Here is a 15,663-nt window from a genome sequence, read left to right as displayed (position 1 = left end):
CCTCGGTCAGTAGGGGATCTCGTCGCCGGGCATGGCGCCGGCCAGGTACGACAGCCGACCGGCCTCCACGGCGTGCTTCATCGCCTGCGCCATCAGCATCGGCTCCCGGGCCTTCACCAGGGCGGTGTTGACCAGTACCGCCGCCGCCCCGAGCTCCATCGCCAGGGTGGCGTGCCGGGCGCTGCCCAGCCCGCCCTCGACGACCACCGGAATGTCGACCGTGTCGATGATCTGGCGGATCGGGCCGGGGTCGGGGATGCCGTGGCCGGAGGCCACGGGGGCGCTCATCACGCGCAGCGCCGAGCAGCCGAGCGCCGCCAACTCCTTGGCGGTCGCGAGGTCGGGCAGGATGAACGGCATGACCTCCCAGCCCTGCTCGCGCAGCTGGGCGGCGACCTCGACGGTGGCCCGGTTGTCCGGCTCGTTGGTCCGGCCGCGGACGTCCAGCTTGAACACGGTGATGCCGTAGGCGTCGTGCAGGATGTTGACGGTCTTCCACGCGCTCTCGGCCGACCGGGCGAACGAGGTCGTGCCGATCCACAGGTACTGCTCGATGGGAATCTCGTCGGCCAGGTCGGACAGCAGGAGACTCGAACGGTTGTTGTCGGGGTCCACGGTGGTGATGAAGACCTGCGAACCGGTCGCCTCGAGCACCTGGCGGATCACCGACGGCGACGTGTACTGCTCGATACCGACGAGCAGGCGCGAGGTCAGCTCCGTGTCGCCGAGCCTGACCCATGCGTCCCGGAGGCCAGCGACCTCCATCGAATCCACGGACATGTACACCCTTTCTGGTCGAGCCGGGCACGACCGGCGGCGGGAGCGTCAGCCCGGGCCAGGGTGGGGCGGGGGCGGGGCCCCCGAAGCCCGCCAAGACCCGGACGCACCGCCGGCCGGCGAATCACCGATCGGTCCGTCACAGGAGTTGCGAAAAGAATCTTGGTTGCCACGGCGCAGCGCGGCATCTTCCAACGTGCGGCACTTCATTACGCGCGGATCATTGATTGTTTACGAGAACGGTGATATTCGGCCGGCCCGCCCCGGCGCGGGGAAGGGGCCGTCACCGCCGGATCAGGACCTCCGGCAGCGGCTTGCGGACCAGGTCCGGCACCGTCGCGTCCGGCGCCGGATAGCCGACCGGCATGACCAGGTACGGGCGCTCCTCCGGCGGGCGTTCGCACACCTCGTTGAGGAAGCGCATCGGGCTCGGCGTGTGCGTCAGGGTGGCCAGGCCGGCGTGGTGCAGCGCCGTGATCAGCACGCCGACCGCGATGCCGACGGACTCCTTGACGTAGTAGGGCTTCGGGGACCGGGGACCCTGGTGCACCTCGAACACCACGATCACGACCGGCGCCACCTCCAGGAAGGGCTTGTGCCAGTCCGTACCGATCGGGGCGATCGCCTCCAACCACTGCGCCGACGCGCGCCGGGCGTAGAACTCGCGCTCCTCGGCCTCGGCGGCCTCCCGCAGCCGGCGCTTGCGGGCCGCGTCGGTGATTACGACGAACCGCCACGGTTGCAGGTTCGCGCCGCTCGGCGCGGTCGCCGCCGCGCGGATCGCCTCATCGATGACCTCCATCGGCACCGGCTGCGGCGAGAAGTGCCGGATGGAGCGTCTGGCGGCCATCCGGTCGGCGAAGGTACGCGCGTTGTGCACCATGTCCCCCGCCGCCGCCAGCGGCGAGTCGGGTCCGGGGTCACCGGTCATTCCAGCCATGAACGCCTCCCGCGTGATCGACGGATCCAGCATCACCCAACGGCGCCGGGCGCGTTTACGCAACCGTGCGGAACTTCGACCGCCGGCCGCCGCCCGGGGCGGGTGGGCGGCTCACCCGTCCGTCGACGAGCCCTGCCCGGCGGGTACCGCGCCGAGCGGCCGGTGCTCCTCGGCCGCTTCGGTCGGGCCGGGCGTGGCGAGGAGGCGGGCCGTCAGGGCGGCCAGCAGCGCGGTGCGCTCCGGCATCCGCGCGACGTCGACGTACTCGCCACGCGCGTGCGGCAGGCCCCCCACCCCACCCAGACCGTCCAGGGTCGGTACGCCGAGGGCGCCGGTGAAGTTGGCGTCGGAGGCGCCCGGGGCGGCGACGCCGCGTACGGCCGGCAGCCCGAGGTCCACCGCCACCGACTGCGCGACCCGCAGCAGCGGCGTCGACACCGAGGCCGGCAGCGGGTACCGGTTGATCCCGCCGCTGACGGCCAACCGCGCGTCGGGCAGCCGGGGGGTCAGCTCGCGGACCAGCCGGTCCACCCGGTGCAGCTCCTCGCGGGTCCAGGCGCGTACGTCGACGCAGAGGACCGCGGACTCCGGCACCACGTTCGTCATCGTGCCGGCGGTGAGGGCCGTGGGGGTCACGCTCGTCTCCCCCGCGGCGAAGGCCTGCACCGCGAGGACGTGGTGCGCGAGTTCGACCCCGGCGTTGACGCCCCGGTGCGGTTCGACGCCGGCGTGCGCCGCCCGGCCCCGCACCGTGATCCGGTAGACGGAGCCGCCCTTGCGCGCGACCTTCAGGTCGCCGCCCTCGGTGCTCGGCTCGCCGACGAGCACCGCCCCGGAGCGCCGGGCCTGCTCCTCGATCAGCGGCCGGGAGGTGGCCGACCCGCTCTCCTCGTCGCAGGTGAGCAGCAGCCCCACCCGCGAGGTGTCCGGCAGCAGTTCCAGCGCGGTGAGCATCTGCACGATCCCGGCCTTCATGTCGCAGACCCCGGGCCCCGTCGCGGTGCTTCCGGTGATCGTGAACGGCCAGTCCCGGATGGTGCCCGCCGGCCAGACCGTGTCGTAGTGGCCCAGCAGCAGCACGCGTTGGTCGGGGGCCGCCCAAAGCAGGTGCGGCAGTCCGTCGAGGACGACACGACGCCCCCGCCGGCCCAGCGCGGCGTCGCCCCACGCCTCGAGCAGGTCGGCGCAGGTCGCCAGTTCCCGGCCCCGCCCCGGCGGCGACTCGCAGGTCACCAACCGGCGCAACCGCGCCGTCATCACCGCTGCCCGGGCCTGCGCCCCACGCCGAAATACATCGACATCCACCATGGTCTGATGGTGGCATCGCCACCCCCGGCGACCACAGGGCACGACGCCGACACCGCACGGATGCGGTGGGTGCGGCGCCCAACACGGCAACCTGGAAGACAGGGCCACGAGGCGGACCGGCCACCCATACGGAAACGGACTCGTCCACCCCGCCGGGCACGGCGGGGCGGACGAGGACGGTACGTCGAGGCGGGTGTCGGACGGCTACGTGGCCGCCCGCCGCGGGGGTGTCGTCAGCGGCTGCCCTCGAGCTGGCCGCGCAGCTTGCCCAGCGCGCGGGCGAGCAGACGGGAGACGTGCATCTGGGAGACGCCGACCTGCGTGGCGATCTCGCTCTGGGTCAGGTTGCCGTAGAAGCGGAGGGTGAGGATCTTCTGCTCCCGCTCGTCGAGGGTGGCGAGCGCCGGGCCGAGAGCGACCCGCAGCTCGGCCAGCTCGAACTCGCTGTCCTCTGCGCCCAGGGTGTCGCCCAGCTCGGTGGCGCTGTCGCCGTCGCCGATGGGGGTGGACAGGGAGACCGCGTTGTAGGCGCGGGCGCCTTCGAGCCCCTCCAGGACCTCTTCCTCGGTGACGCCGAGGTGGACGGCGATGTCGGCGACCGTCGGCGCGCGGTTGAGCGTCTGGGTGAGGGTGCCGTTGGCCTCGGAGATGCGCAGCCGCAGCTCCTGCAGGCGGCGCGGCACGCGGATGTTCCAGGTGCGGTCGCGGAAGTGACGCTTGATCTCACCGAGGATCGTCGGGATGGCGAAGCCGGCGAAGTCCACGCCACGGGAGGCGTCGAACCGGTCCACGGCCTTGATCAGCCCGAGGGCGGCGGTCTGGGCCAGGTCCCCGTTGGGCTCGCCGCGCCCGCTGTAGCGGAAGGCGAGGTGGTGGGCCAGCGGCAGCCACGCCTCGATCACCCGCGCCCGCAGCGCCGGCCGGTCGGGGTGCCCCTCCGGCAGGGCGGCGAGGGCGGCGGTCAGCTCACTCGCGCGGGTCTCGTCACCGGGGGCCGTGGTGGTGGCGTCGGTGGTGGTGGTCGGCGCGGTCGTCGTGGTGATCATGCTGCCCTTCCTGTCCTACAGATGCGGCGACGCCGGGTACCGGCGACCGCAGTGCCACCACCCTAGACCAACGGCCGTCGCCATATCAACCGAACGGCCGATGGATAAAAGCGACAGAAACTCCCGAACAAGGCGCTAACCATGTGGTCCCCGCCACGCGCGGCTGGTGCCGCCCGTGGTTCAGGAGGCCGCCGGCCCCACGTGGAGCCGGCTCACCGTCTCGGCGACGCAGACCGGCTTGCCGCCGGCGTCGCACTCCACGGTCGCGGCGGTGACCAGCTGCACCCCGCCGGCCACCGGCGACACCTCGGCGATGGTGGCGACGGCCCGGACCGCTGTGCCGACCCGCAGCGGGGCGGGGAACCGCACCCGGTTCAGCCCGTAGTTGACCCCCATCCGCACACCCCGCACCCGGTAGAGCCTCCCCACCAGCGCCGGCAGCAGCGACAGGGTGAGGAAGCCGTGCGCGATAGTGCCCCCGTACGGGCCGGCGGCGGCCCGCTCCGGGTCGAGGTGGATCCACTGGTGGTCGTCGGTGGCGTCGGCGAACAGGTCGACGCGCCCCTGCTCGATGCGCTGCCACGGCCCCGGGCCGAGGGTCTCCCCGACCGCGGCGGCCAGCTCGTCGACGGAGTCGAAGGTCCTCATGCCAGGTGCCCTCCCAGTCGGGTGTAGCCGCGCAGCAGGTCCCGGGCGATGATGAGCCGCTGCATCTCGTCGGTGCCCTCGAAGATCCGGTAGAGCCGGACCTGCCGGTACCACCGCTCGACGGGCAGCTCCCGGGTGTAGCCCATGCCGCCGTGGATCTGCAGCACGCGGTCCACCACCCGGTTGACCATGCCGGCGCCGTAGAGCTTCGCCATCGAGGAGGCGTGCCGCGGGTCCATGCCCTGGTCCACGGTCCAGGCCGCCCGCAGGATGAGCCAGCGGGCCGCCTCCAGCTCGGTCTCGGAGTCGGCGATCATCCACTGGATCGCCTGGTTGTCGCCGATGGGCCGGCCGAACGTCTGCCGGGTGGTGGCGTGGTCGATCGCCATCCGCAGCGCCCGCTCGGCGATGCCGACCGCGTGTGAGGGGATGGTGTAGCGGCCCTTGCCGATCCACTCCATCGCGAGCGCGAAGCCCTGGCCGGGCTCGCCGAGGATGTTCCGCTCCGGCACCCGCACGTCGTCGAAGACCAGCGCGGCCGGCCCGCCCTCGCCCATGGTCTGGATGAACTCCGAGCGCCAGCCCATGGACCGGTCCACCAGGAAGGCCGTGGCGCCGCCGTTGCGGGGGCCCTTCTCCCGGTCGGTGACCGCGATGACGATGGCGAAGTCGGCCTCGTTGCCGCCGGTGATGAAGGTCTTCTCGCCGTTGAGCACCCAGTCGCCGCCGTCGCGGCGGGCGCTGAGCCGGATGTTGGCGGCGTCGGAACCGGCGCCCGGCTCGGTGATCGCGAAGCAGCTACGCCGCTCCCCCTCGATCGTCGGGACCAGGAACTCCCGCTGCTGCTCCTCGTTGGCCCGGAACAGGATGTTGTCGGCCTCGCCGCCGAAGCGGAACGGCACGTACGAGCGGCCGATCTCGGTCCAGATCAGCGACTGGGTGACGGCCGGCAGGTCCATGCCGCCGTACGCCTCGGGGGTGGCCAGCCCCCAGAAGCCGAACGCCCGCGCCTTGAGCTGCAATTCGCGCAGCTCGTCCGGCTCCAGCCCGGGCCGGTGGGCGCGTTCGCGCCGCAGCAGCTCCGGCTCCAGCGGCATGACCTCCCTGGCGATGAAGTCGCGGGCCGTGTCGCGGATGGCCCGTTCGGTGTCCGAGAGCGCGAAGTCCATGTCCCCTCCGGGGTCGGTGCGGTGCTACGCGCGGCTCAGCGCGCGCCGCCGTTGACGTACAGGGTCTGGCCGCTGACGTACGAGGCGTCGTCGCTGGCCAGGAAGGCGATCACCGAGGCGATCTCGGCGGGCTGGGCGACCCGGCGCAGCGGGGTGTGCTCGGCGACCGCCCGCTGGTGCTCCTCGGGGCTGCTGCCCACCCGCTCGGCGGTGGCCGCGGTCATCGCGGTCGCCACGTAGCCGGGCGCGACCGCGTTCACGGTCACGTTGAACGGGCCCAGCTCGGCGGCCAACGTGGCGGTGAGGCCCTGCACGCCGGCCTTGGCCGCCGCGTAGTTGACCTGGCCCCGGTTGCCCAGCGCGGAGCGGCTGCTGAGGTTGACGATCCGGCCGTAGCGGGCCGCCACCATGTGCTGCTGCGCCGCCTGGCAGCAGAGGAACATGCTCGTCAGGTTGGTGGTCAGCACCGCCTCCCACTCGGGCAGCGGCATCCTGAACAGCAGGTTGTCGCGGGTGATCCCGGCGTTGTTGACGAGCACGTGCAGCCCCCCGTACGCCTGGACCACCTGGTCGGTCATGGCGGCGACGGCTTCGGCGTCGGTCACGTCGCAGCCGATGCCGACGGCCCGGCCACCGGCGGCGGCGATCTCGTCGGCGACGGCCCGGGCGCGCACGGCGTCGAGGTCCACCACCGCGACGGCCGCGCCCTCGGCGGCGAGTCGGTGCGCGGTGGCCGCGCCGATGCCCTGCGCGGCGCCGGTGACGACGGCGACCCGGTCGGCGAATCTGGTCACGGTTCCTCCTGGCTCTAGAAGGCGTTGACGCCGGTGAGCGCGCGTCCGATGAGCAGCTGCTGGATCTGGCTGGTGCCCTCGTAGAGGGTGGCGACGCGGGCGTCGCGCAGGTACTTGCCGACGGGGTACTCGTCGATGTAGCCGTAGCCGCCGAAGACCTGGACCGCGTTGTTGGCGGCGCGCACGGCGGCCTCGCTCGCGAAGAGCTTGGCCATCGACGCCTCGGTGGCGAACGGCTCGCCCCGGTCGATCAGGTCGGCCACCCGCCACACCAGCAGCCGCGCGGCGTCGGTGTCGACGGCGATGGCGGCGAGCAGTTGCTGCACGAGCTGGTGGCCGGCGATGGGCTTGCCGAACTGGGTGCGCTGCCCGGCGTAGCCGACGGCCGCGTCCAGGCAGCCCTGGGCGATGCCGACGCAGCCGGCAGCCACGGACATCCGGCCCTTGGCCAGGGTGGCGAGGGCGAGCCGGAAGCCGGCGCCCTCCTCGCCGAGGAGCGCGGATTCCGGCACCCGTACGCCGTCGAAGCGCAGCTCCCCGGTGGCCTGCCCGCGCAGGCCCAGCTTGCCGTGGATCTCCCGCCGGGTCAGGCCCGGCGCGTCGGTGGGCACCAGGAAGGCGCTGATGCCCCGGTGTCCCGGGCCGCCGGTGCGGGCGAAGACCAGCGTGACGTCGGCCGTGGTGCCGTTGGTGATGAACATCTTCGCGCCGGTGATCAGCCAGTCGGTGCCGTCGCGGACCGCCCGGGTGGTCAGCGCGGCGGCGTCGGAGCCGCTGTCCGGCTCGGTCAGCGCGAAGCAGCCGAGCGCCGCGCCGGAGCAGAGCCGGGGCAGCCACTGCTCCCGCTGCTCGGCGGAGCCGTGCGCGGCGATCGACTTGGCGACCAGGCCGAGGGAGACCGAGACGATGCCCCGCACGGCGGAGTCGCCCCGGCCGAGCTCCTCCAGTACGAGGCAGTAGGAGAGGTGGTCGCCGCCCGAACCGCCGTCGTCCTCGCCGATGGTGAGCCCCAGGAAGCCCAGGTCGCCGAGCTTGCCGACGATGTCCGGATCCACGGACTCGCGGCGGTCCCAGGTGGCCGCGTGCGGCACCACTTCACGGTCGACGAAGTCCGCGGCGAGCCGGCGGACCGCCGCCTGCTCGGCGGAGAGTTCCAGATCCATGAGGCTTAAACTAGCGGTGCAAGTTTAATTCCGTCCAGACCCGGCTGTGGCAGAGTCTGCGACGGACCACCCTGAGCGAAGGAGGACCGGATGCCCCGGCCGCGGCAGGCGCTGCTCAGCCGGCAGCGGATCGTCGAGACCGCCGCCGCGCTGATCGACGCCGAAGGGCTGGAGGGCTTCTCCACCCGCCGGCTCGCCGCCGAACTCGGGGTACGCGGACCCTCGCTCTACAACCACTTCGCCACCAAGGACGAGATCCTCGACGCGGTGGCCGACAGCGTCACCGGCCAGGTGGACGTGTCGTTCTTCGGCAGCGTCGACTGGCGCGAGGCGCTGCGCAGGTGGGGACACTCCTACCGGGCGGCGCTGGCCGCGCACCCGAACATCGTGCCGTACCTGGCCCGGGGGCCGGGGCGCCGACCGGCGGCGCTGGCCATGGCCGACGCCGTCTACGGCGGGCTGGTCGCCGCCGGGTGGCCGCCAGCCCGGGCGACCCACGTCGGCGCGCTCATGCGCTACTTCGTGGCCGGCTCGGCGCTGGGCTCGTTCGCGCGGGGCTTCGTCGAGGACCCCGGGCTGTACGCGGAGCAGTACCCGCACCTGACCCAGGCCCACCGGCTGGCCGAGCACCAGCAGCGGGTGGACGAGGGCGCCTTCGCGCTGGGCCTCGACGCGCTGATCCACGGACTGTCGCGCACCTACGAGGAGCACATCGGGCCGCTGCCGCCCCTCCCGCCGGCCGACGACGCGTACTAGAGTCAAAACTTGCGCTGCTAGTTTCGGCCGACGTACGTGAGGGGCACGATGGATCTCGCACGGACCGACTTCTACCTGGACGGAGAGTGGGTCGCCGCCGGCGCCGGGGAGACCGTCGCGGTGCGGAACCCGGCGACCGAGGAGGTCGTCGCCGCCGTCCCTGCCGGCACGCCCGCCGACGTCGACCGCGCCGTCGCGGCGGCCCGGGCCGCCTTCCCCGGCTGGGCCGACGCCGCGCCCGTCGAGCGGGCCGCCCGCCTGGACCGGCTGCACGCCGCGCTCTCCGCCCGGGCCGACGAGATCGCCCGCACCGTCGCCCTGGAACTCGGCACCCCGCTGAAGGTCGCCACCCGGGTCCAGACCGGCCTGCCGCTGACGGTCCTGCACAGCTACGTCGAGCTGGCCGCCCGCCCCCCGGCCGACGAGACGGTCGGCAACTCGCTGGTGGTCCGGGAACCGGTCGGCGTGGTCGGGGCGATCACCCCGTGGAACTACCCGCTGCACCAGGTCGTCGCGAAACTGGCCCCCGCCCTGGCCGCCGGCTGCACCGTGGTGCTCAAGCCGAGCGAGCTGACCCCGCTGACGGCGTACCTGCTCTTCGACGCCGTCCACGAGGCCGGCTTCCCGCCCGGGGTGGTCAACCTGGTCACCGGCACCGGCCCGGTCGTCGGCGAGGCCATCGCCGCGCACCCGGACGTCGACATGGTCTCCTTCACCGGCTCGACGGCCACCGGGCGGCGGATCTCCCACCTCGCCGCCGACCGGATCGCCCGGGTCGCCCTGGAACTCGGCGGCAAGTCGGCCAGCATCGTCCTCGACGACGCCGACCTGGCCACGGCCGTCAAGGTGGGGGTCGGCAACGCCTTCCTCAACTCCGGCCAGACCTGCGCCGCCTGGACCCGCCTGCTCGTGCACCGCGACCGCTACGACGAGGCCCTCGACCTGGCCGCCAAAGCCGCGGCGGGCTACCGGCTCGGCGACCCGTTCGACCCGGCCACCCGGCTCGGCCCGCTGGTCTCCGCCGCGCAGCGGGAACGGGTCCGCGAGCACGTCGCCCGGGGGCTGGCCGACGGGGGCCGGCTCGTCGCCGGCGGGCCCGACGCCCCGCTGCCCGAGCGGGGCTACTTCGTCGCCCCGACGGTGATCGCCGACGTCGACCCCGACAGCGCCCTGGCCCAGGAGGAGGTCTTCGGCCCGGTGCTCGCCGTCATGCCGTTCGACGACGATGACGAGGCGGTGGCGATCGCCAACAACTCCCGCTACGGGCTGGCCGGCGCGGTCTGGTCGGGCGACGAGGAGCGGGCGCTGCGGGTGGCCCGGCGGCTGCGTACCGGCGCCGTCGACGTCAACGGCGCCCCGTTCAACCCGCTCGCCCCGTTCGGCGGCTACAAGCAGTCCGGCCTCGGCCGGGAGCTGGGCCGGCACGGGCTCGAGGAATTCCTCCAGGTCAAGGCCATCCAGCGATGAGGGCGCTGGTCGTCCGGGCCGTCGACGCCCCGCTGCGGGTGGAGGAGATCGAACTGCCGGCCCCCGGCCCGGACGAGGTACGGGTGAGCGTCCGCGCCGCTGGCGTCTGCCACTCCGACCTGTCCATGGTCGACGGGACGCTCGCACCCCCGTACCCGCTGGTGCTGGGGCACGAGGCGGCCGGGGTGGTGCTCGCGGTCGGCGACGCCGTCACGCGGGTCGCGCCCGGCGCGCACGTGGTGCTGAACTGGGCCCCGCCGTGCCGCAGCTGCTGGTACTGCGGGCGGGACGAGCCGTGGCTGTGCGAGCGCACCGGGTCGCCGTCGGCCCCCCGGGGACGCACGCCGGCCGGCGAAGCGCTGCACGTCACGCTCGGCCTCGGCGCCCTCGCCGAAGAGGTGGTGGTGCCCCAGGCCGCCGTCATCCCGGTTCCCGCGGAGCTGCCCTTCGAGGCGGCGGCGCTGCTGGGCTGCGCCGTGCTCACCGGCGTCGGCGCGGTCCGCCGCACGGCGAGGGTGGCCCCCGGCGAGTCGGTGGCCGTGATCGGCCTCGGCGGGGTGGGGCTGTCGGTGGTCGCCGCCGCGCGGGCCGCCGGCGCCGACCAGGTGCTCGCCGTCGACGTCTCCCCGACCAAGAAGGCGCTGGCCGTCGCGGCCGGCGCCACCGACTTCCTGCTCGCCGACGAGACGCTCAGCCGGGCGGTCCGGGAGCGGACGGCGGGTCGGGGCGTCGACCACGCGCTGGAGTGCGTCGGGCGGTCGGCCACGATCCGCACCGCCTGGCGCGCCACCCGCCGGGGCGGTCAGGTGACAGTCGTCGGCATGGGCGCCAAGGACGACATCGTCGGGCTGGGCGCGCTGGACATCTTCCACTCGGCCCGGACCCTGCGTTCCTCGGTCTACGGCTCCTCCGACCCGGACCGGGACGTGCCCGAGCTCGCCCGGGCCGTGCTCGACGGCACCCTCGACCTCGGCTACCTGATCACCGACCGGACGACCCTCGACGGCGCCCCCGAGGCCTTCGCCCGCATGTCCCGCGGCGAGGGCGCCCGCACCGTGATCCTCCCCTGACCCCCGGGCTCCCCTCCCCTCCCCGCCCCGCGCCCCCACCGGCGTCGATCATGGACTTGTGGTGGGCGGTCAGTGCCACTTCGCGGCTTTCGCGGGGCACCACGACTGCATGATCGGCGCCGGTCGGGGGTGGGATGGAGGGCCGCGGGGGTCAGGAGAGGGCGCGGGCGAGTTCCGTGCGGGAGCGGATGTTGAGGCGGTGGAAGATGTTGCGGAGGTGATGGTCGACCGTACGGGTGGAGAGGAACATCCGGGCGGCGATCTCCCGGTTGGTGGCTCCCTCGGCGACCAGCTGCGCGATCCGCAGCTGCTGGCCGGTCAGCAGCCGCGCCGCCGACTCCTCCGGCGGGCCGACCGACTCCCCGGCCGCCCGCAGCTCCGTGGTGGCCTGTTCCGCCCAGGTGGCCGCCCCGAGCAGGGTGAACGCCTCCCGGGCGGCGTGCAGGTGCTCGCGCGCCGCGCGCGGTCGGCGGCTGCGGCGCAGTTCCCGGCCCAGGAGCAGCTCGGTGCGGGCGCGCTCGAACGCGCCGGCGTCCGTCGGGTGCAGCCGCAGGGCGGTGCGGAACTCGTGCTCCGCCTCGGCGCTGCCCCGGGGCGCGAGCAGCCCGTGGCAGCGCGCGGAGAGGGCCCGGCGCGACGGGCTCGCCGTACTGCTGGCCCACCTGTCGAAGACGGCGAGGGCGGCGCCGGCCGCCGGCCGGTCCGCGACGGCGGCGGCCGCCTCCACCAGGTACGGGGTGGCCATCACCAGGACCAGCACCTGCCCCCGGCCCGTGCCGGGGCAGGCCAGCGCGGCCAGTCGCGCGGCGGCGGCGGCCGGCCGGTTGTCGACCAGGTCGAGCACCGCCAGGGCCCACTGCGCGAGGGCGCGGGGCCGGCTGTGCGCGCCCGGGTCCTCGCCGATCTCCCGGATCCGGCGCAGGGCGGTGTCGCGGTCGGCCCGGATGGCGGCCAGCACCGCCAGCATGCCCAGGTGCACACCGGCCCAGTTCTCCTGGCCGGTGTCCCGGGCGATCCGCAGCCCCTCCCGGGAGCTGTCCGTCGCGGCCTCGTGCCGGCCCAGCCAGTACTCGGCGGCCGCCCGTAACTCCAGGGCGCGGGGCAGGGCGGACAGCTCCCCGCGCTCGCGGGCAAGCTCGACGGCGCGCTCGGCGAGCCGGTGCGCCGCGCCGTCCACGGCCACCAGCAGCCCGGCCGCCGCCGCGCAGGTCAGCGCCCCGGGGGTCAGCGCCGGCCCGGTCAGCTGCCCACCGAGGACGACCGCCCGACGCAGGGCGGGCCCGGCCTGCTCGTGGTCGCCGCGCAGGGTCGCCGCGGTCCCGGCGACGTAGGCGCTCAGCAGCTCGGTCGCGGGCGGGTCGTCGGGGCGGCGCAACAGCTGCGCCCGCCGGGCGACGTCGGCGTAGCGGTACTGGTCGCCGGTGAAGCAGGCGGCCTCGCCCGCCCGCACCAGCGCGCCGAGGGCCAGCGCGCGATCGGTGCCGGCCAGCGCGGCCGCCGCGGCCAGCAGCGTGGCGGGCGCGGACCGGGGCCGGCCGGCGCGCAGCTCCAGCTCGCCGCGCAGCAGCCCGGCCCGGCCCCCCTCGGTGGCGTCCACGGCGGCGGGCAGGCTCCCCAGCAGCAGTCGGGCCCGGTGCGTCCGGCCGGCCGACCAGGCGTACCGGGCGGCAGCCACCAGCCGGGCGGCGGCGCGTGCCGGGTCGTCGGTGAGTTCGGCGGCCCGTTGCAGCGCGGCCGAGGCCGCCGTTCCCGCGCCCTCGCACTCGGTCGCGGCCTGTTCCAGCTCGGCGGCCAGGGCCGGGTCGGGCCCCTGGGCGGCGGCGGCGAGGTGCCCCGCCCGGCGCAGCCGGTGCCCGGCCCCGTCGAGCACGCCGGCGAGCAGCAGGTGCGCCGCGCGCCGCTCGGCCAGCGGCGCGGCGGCCCGGACCACGGTCCGGACGAGGGGCTGCGGGAAGGTCACCCATCGCGGCTCGACGCGGACCAGGCCGGCGAGTTCGGCCGGCGCGAGCGCCTCGACCGCCGTGCCGGCGACCCGGGCGGCCCGGACCAGGGTGGCCGGCTCCCCGTCCTCGTCGAGCGCGGCGAGCAGCAGGACGCGGCGGGTGTCGGCCGGCAGCCGGTCCAGGCGGGCCCGGTAGGCGCGGCCCAGCCTGCCGTCGGGCGGGGGCGTCTCGGGCACCGGTTCCTCCCCGCGGCACTGGCCGGGGGTGAGCACCTCGGCCAGGTCGACGAGCGCCTGCGGGTTGCCCCCGGCCGCCGCAGCGAGCGCGGCGGCCACGGGCGGTGCGGGCGGCCGGCCGGCCAGCCGGTCGGCGAGCAGTGCGGCGCTGTCCCGGTCGTCGAGCGGGCGGAGCCGGTGCCGGGCTATCCCGCCGAGGGGGACGTCCGCGGCCGTGGTGAGCAGGACGGCCACCGACGACCGGCGCAGCCGGCGGGCGACGAACGCCAGCGTGTCCGCGGTGGGCTGGTCGCCCCGGTCCACGTCGTCCATCGTGCACAGCAACGGCCGGTCCCGCGCGGCGGCGGCGAGCAGGCCGAGCACGGCCAGGGAGAGCGCCAGGCGCCGGTGGGCGGGGCAGCCCGCGCCGGCCAGCGCCCGCAGCAGCACCCGCCGCTGCTGTTCGGGGAGCGCGCCGGCCCGGTCGAGCACCGGGTCCAGCAACCGTTGCAGCCCCGCGTACGGCAGGGCCGCCTCCTCGGGCAGCCCGGTGCCGGCCAGGACGGTGCAGCCCTCGGCGTGCCGGTGGGCGTAGTCGACGAGTGCGCTCCGGCCGGAGCCGGGCTCGCCCTGGACCAGCAGCGCTCCCCCGCCGGTGGGCAGGTCACCCAGCAGGCGCCGGATCGCGGCGCACTCGTCGGCCCGGCCGCGCAACACGGCTAATTGCACTGACGATGCAGTAACCATGCAATCGAGTGTTACCTATCGGTAGCCCGATGGAAAGACCGGCGGCGCCGCCTTCCCACGTCGCGCGTCAGCGCGGGCCGACGTCGGCCAGCAGGGCGGCGACCGTCCGGGTCATTACCGCGCGGGCCTGGTCCACGCCCAGCCCCAGCCCGTCGCGCAGCATCGACCAGGCCGGCCACATGCTCGCGGCCACCAGGGCGTGCACCACCTGGTCCCGGTCCGGGCCGGCCTGCTCCAGCTCGGCGGCGAAGAGCTGCTCGACCTCGTCGCGCACCCGCGCGATGTGCTTGAGGCGGTTGCGGCGCAGCTGCCCGGAGACCGGCTCGCGCATCTGGGCGGCGCGGGCCGACGGGGCGATGAGCTGGAGCAGCCGGGCCCGCTGCCGGCAGTACGCGTCGACCCGCCGGGCCAGCGGCAGCGCCGGCGAGATCGGCCGGTGGGCGGCGTCCTGCTGCCGGAGCAGCTCCGCGCCGCTGGCCTCGAACAGCGTCTCCATGTCCTTGAAGTTGGTCCAGAGCGTCCGCAGCGAGATTCCGGCCCGCTCGGCGATGCGCTCGCCGGTCGGCCGCAGGTCCCCCTCGGAGATGAGCGCCAGGTGCGCCTCGACGATCGCCGCCCGGGTGCGTTCGGCCCGGGCGGTCCGGCCGTCGACCCGGACCGGCGCCTCGGCACCGCCCATCCGCGCCCGCCTCCTCATCGCCGTCACGTCGTCCGTACCGCCGCGCCGAGTCTAGCCGCGGGCCACCCGGCGACCGTCCGGCCCCGGCCCGGGCCCGGCGCGGTCATCCGGCGGGCCGGCCGGCGAGGCTGACCCCGCCGTCGAGGACGAGGGTCTGCCCGGTGATCCAGGCCGCGTCGTCGGAGGCGAGGAAGGCGACCGCGCCGGCCACGTCCCGCGGCAGCCCGAGGCGCCCCAGCGGGTACGCCCGGGCGACCTCCTCCTCCCGGCCCTCGTGCAGCGCCGCCGCGAAGCGGGTCTTCACCACGGCGGGCGCGACCGCGTTGACCCGGACCTTCGGGGCGAGTTCGACGGCCAGGCACGCGGTGAGGTGGTCGACGGCGGCCTTGCTCACCCCGTAGAAGGCGATGCCGGGCGACGGGGTGCGGCCGGCGATCGAGGAGACGTTGACGACGCAGCCGCCGCGCTCGCCCATCCCCGCGGCGACCTGCTGCACCCAGCCGAGCGTGCCGACCAGGTTGACGTCGAGGATCTTGCGGGCCGCCGCCAGGTCCAGCTCGACCAGCGGCCCGTACGCCGGGTTGATGCCGACGTTGTTGACCAGCACGTCGACCGGCCCGAACGCCTCGGTCACGGCGTCGACCGCCGTCCGTCGGTGCCCCGCGTCGTCGGCCCGGCCGGCGACGGCCACGGCGTGGGTGGGCCCGCCCAGGGCCGCGACCGCCTCGGCCAGGGCCTCCGGGTGTCGCGCGGTCAGTCCGACGCGGGCGCCCTCGGCCACGAGCCGGCGGGCGACGGCCAGGCCGATGCCGCGACTGGCGCCCGTGACGAGCGCGACCCGGCCCGCGAGTCGCCTCGAATCTGCATTCACGATGCAGATAGTAGGAGGGCGGCCGGCGCTCGTCAACGACGGAACGTCGATGGACAGGTCACATTCCATT

General features: G+C 75.0%; 14 protein-coding genes. 3 read left to right on the top strand and 11 right to left on the bottom strand.

Features of this window, described 5'->3' with window-relative positions; all coding sequences use genetic code 11:
• Positions 1-6: 6 nt before the first annotated feature.
• From ACLQ20_RS28330 to ACLQ20_RS28295, 8 genes are all read right to left on the bottom strand, one after another.
• Entirely contained in the window at positions 7-780 is a 774-nt protein-coding gene (locus ACLQ20_RS28330; RefSeq protein ID WP_225852181.1) for a thiamine biosynthesis protein ThiG, read from the bottom strand.
• A 280-nt stretch (positions 781-1,060) separates the two neighbouring features.
• The gene (locus tag ACLQ20_RS28325) at positions 1,061-1,660 is read right to left on the bottom strand and encodes a nitroreductase family protein (protein WP_327031238.1); all 600 of its coding nucleotides are present in this window, start codon (positions 1,658-1,660) and stop codon (positions 1,061-1,063) included.
• 168 nt (positions 1,661-1,828) lie between these two features.
• The gene (locus tag ACLQ20_RS28320; RefSeq protein WP_327028767.1) at positions 1,829-2,974 is read right to left on the bottom strand and encodes a M20/M25/M40 family metallo-hydrolase; all 1,146 of its coding nucleotides are present in this window, start codon (positions 2,972-2,974) and stop codon (positions 1,829-1,831) included.
• A gap of 284 nt (positions 2,975-3,258) precedes the next feature.
• Positions 3,259-4,071, bottom strand: coding sequence for a SigB/SigF/SigG family RNA polymerase sigma factor (locus tag ACLQ20_RS28315; protein ID WP_151456677.1), 813 nt, complete (start codon positions 4,069-4,071; stop codon positions 3,259-3,261).
• Positions 4,072-4,251: 180 nt separating this feature from the next.
• Positions 4,252-4,719, bottom strand: coding sequence for a MaoC family dehydratase (locus ACLQ20_RS28310; protein WP_151456678.1), 468 nt, complete (start codon positions 4,717-4,719; stop codon positions 4,252-4,254).
• The gene (locus ACLQ20_RS28305; protein ID WP_151456679.1) at positions 4,716-5,888 is read right to left on the bottom strand and encodes an acyl-CoA dehydrogenase family protein; all 1,173 of its coding nucleotides are present in this window, start codon (positions 5,886-5,888) and stop codon (positions 4,716-4,718) included. Before ACLQ20_RS28305 ends, ACLQ20_RS28310 begins: the two co-directional genes overlap by 4 nt.
• A 35-nt stretch (positions 5,889-5,923) precedes the next feature.
• Entirely contained in the window at positions 5,924-6,682 is a 759-nt protein-coding gene (gene fabG, locus ACLQ20_RS28300; protein ID WP_327028768.1) for a 3-oxoacyl-ACP reductase FabG, read from the bottom strand.
• Positions 6,683-6,696: 14 nt separating this feature from the next.
• On the bottom strand, positions 6,697-7,845 hold the full coding sequence (locus ACLQ20_RS28295; RefSeq protein WP_425858113.1) for an acyl-CoA dehydrogenase family protein: 1,149 nt from the start codon (positions 7,843-7,845) through the stop codon (positions 6,697-6,699).
• Positions 7,846-7,935: 90 nt separating this feature from the next.
• Here ACLQ20_RS28295 and ACLQ20_RS28290 point away from each other — a divergent pair, with 90 nt between their 5' ends.
• Genes ACLQ20_RS28290 through ACLQ20_RS28280 form a run of 3 tightly spaced genes read left to right on the top strand, consistent with a single transcriptional unit; the run spans position 7,936 to position 11,138 of the window.
• Complete coding sequence (locus ACLQ20_RS28290; protein WP_327028770.1) at positions 7,936-8,601, top strand: TetR/AcrR family transcriptional regulator; 666 nt, start codon at positions 7,936-7,938, stop codon at positions 8,599-8,601.
• A gap of 48 nt (positions 8,602-8,649) precedes the next feature.
• Positions 8,650-10,068, top strand: a complete 1,419-nt coding sequence (locus tag ACLQ20_RS28285; protein ID WP_327028771.1) for an aldehyde dehydrogenase family protein — start codon at positions 8,650-8,652, stop codon at positions 10,066-10,068.
• Positions 10,065-11,138: a Zn-dependent alcohol dehydrogenase gene (locus ACLQ20_RS28280; protein ID WP_327028772.1), complete on the top strand. Its 1,074-nt coding sequence runs from the start codon at positions 10,065-10,067 to the stop codon at positions 11,136-11,138. The genes ACLQ20_RS28285 and ACLQ20_RS28280 overlap by 4 nt, the downstream gene beginning before the upstream one ends.
• A 151-nt stretch (positions 11,139-11,289) precedes the next feature.
• Here the strand turns inward: ACLQ20_RS28280 and ACLQ20_RS28275 are convergent, their stop codons facing one another.
• From ACLQ20_RS28275 to ACLQ20_RS28265, 3 genes are all read right to left on the bottom strand, one after another.
• Positions 11,290-14,013, bottom strand: coding sequence for a LuxR C-terminal-related transcriptional regulator (locus tag ACLQ20_RS28275; RefSeq protein WP_425858112.1), 2,724 nt, complete (start codon positions 14,011-14,013; stop codon positions 11,290-11,292).
• A 97-nt stretch (positions 14,014-14,110) separates the two neighbouring features.
• Entirely contained in the window at positions 14,111-14,722 is a 612-nt protein-coding gene (locus ACLQ20_RS28270; RefSeq protein ID WP_121401380.1) for a TetR/AcrR family transcriptional regulator, read from the bottom strand.
• A 103-nt stretch (positions 14,723-14,825) separates the two neighbouring features.
• A complete protein-coding gene (locus ACLQ20_RS28265; protein WP_425858111.1) occupies positions 14,826-15,593 on the bottom strand; it encodes an SDR family oxidoreductase in 768 nt (255 codons plus the stop codon).
• Positions 15,594-15,663: the final 70 nt, after the last annotated feature.

Origin of the sequence: Micromonospora sp. DT46 (assembly GCF_049841735.1) — a bacterium.
GTDB lineage: Bacteria > Actinomycetota > Actinomycetes > Mycobacteriales > Micromonosporaceae > Micromonospora > Micromonospora reichwaldensis.
The sequence above is the reverse complement of the archived record's forward strand: the minus strand, read 5'-3'. Positions and strand labels throughout refer to the sequence as shown.

Coding starts and splice junctions, on each gene's coding strand:
- ACLQ20_RS28285 (WP_327028771.1), top strand. CDS start 8,650: ATGGATCTCGCACGGACCGACTTCTACCTGGACGGAGAGTGGGTCGCC.
- ACLQ20_RS28295 (WP_425858113.1), bottom strand. CDS start 7,845: ATGGATCTGGAACTCTCCGCCGAGCAGGCGGCGGTCCGCCGGCTCGCC.
- ACLQ20_RS28330 (WP_225852181.1), bottom strand. CDS start 780: ATGTCCGTGGATTCGATGGAGGTCGCTGGCCTCCGGGACGCATGGGTC.
- ACLQ20_RS28320 (WP_327028767.1), bottom strand. CDS start 2,974: ATGACGGCGCGGTTGCGCCGGTTGGTGACCTGCGAGTCGCCGCCGGGG.
- ACLQ20_RS28305 (WP_151456679.1), bottom strand. CDS start 5,888: ATGGACTTCGCGCTCTCGGACACCGAACGGGCCATCCGCGACACGGCC.
- ACLQ20_RS28310 (WP_151456678.1), bottom strand. CDS start 4,719: ATGAGGACCTTCGACTCCGTCGACGAGCTGGCCGCCGCGGTCGGGGAG.
- ACLQ20_RS28325 (WP_327031238.1), bottom strand. CDS start 1,660: ATGGTGCACAACGCGCGTACCTTCGCCGACCGGATGGCCGCCAGACGC.
- ACLQ20_RS28270 (WP_121401380.1), bottom strand. CDS start 14,722: ATGGGCGGTGCCGAGGCGCCGGTCCGGGTCGACGGCCGGACCGCCCGG.
- ACLQ20_RS28280 (WP_327028772.1), top strand. CDS start 10,065: ATGAGGGCGCTGGTCGTCCGGGCCGTCGACGCCCCGCTGCGGGTGGAG.
- ACLQ20_RS28315 (WP_151456677.1), bottom strand. CDS start 4,071: ATGATCACCACGACGACCGCGCCGACCACCACCACCGACGCCACCACC.
- ACLQ20_RS28290 (WP_327028770.1), top strand. CDS start 7,936: ATGCCCCGGCCGCGGCAGGCGCTGCTCAGCCGGCAGCGGATCGTCGAG.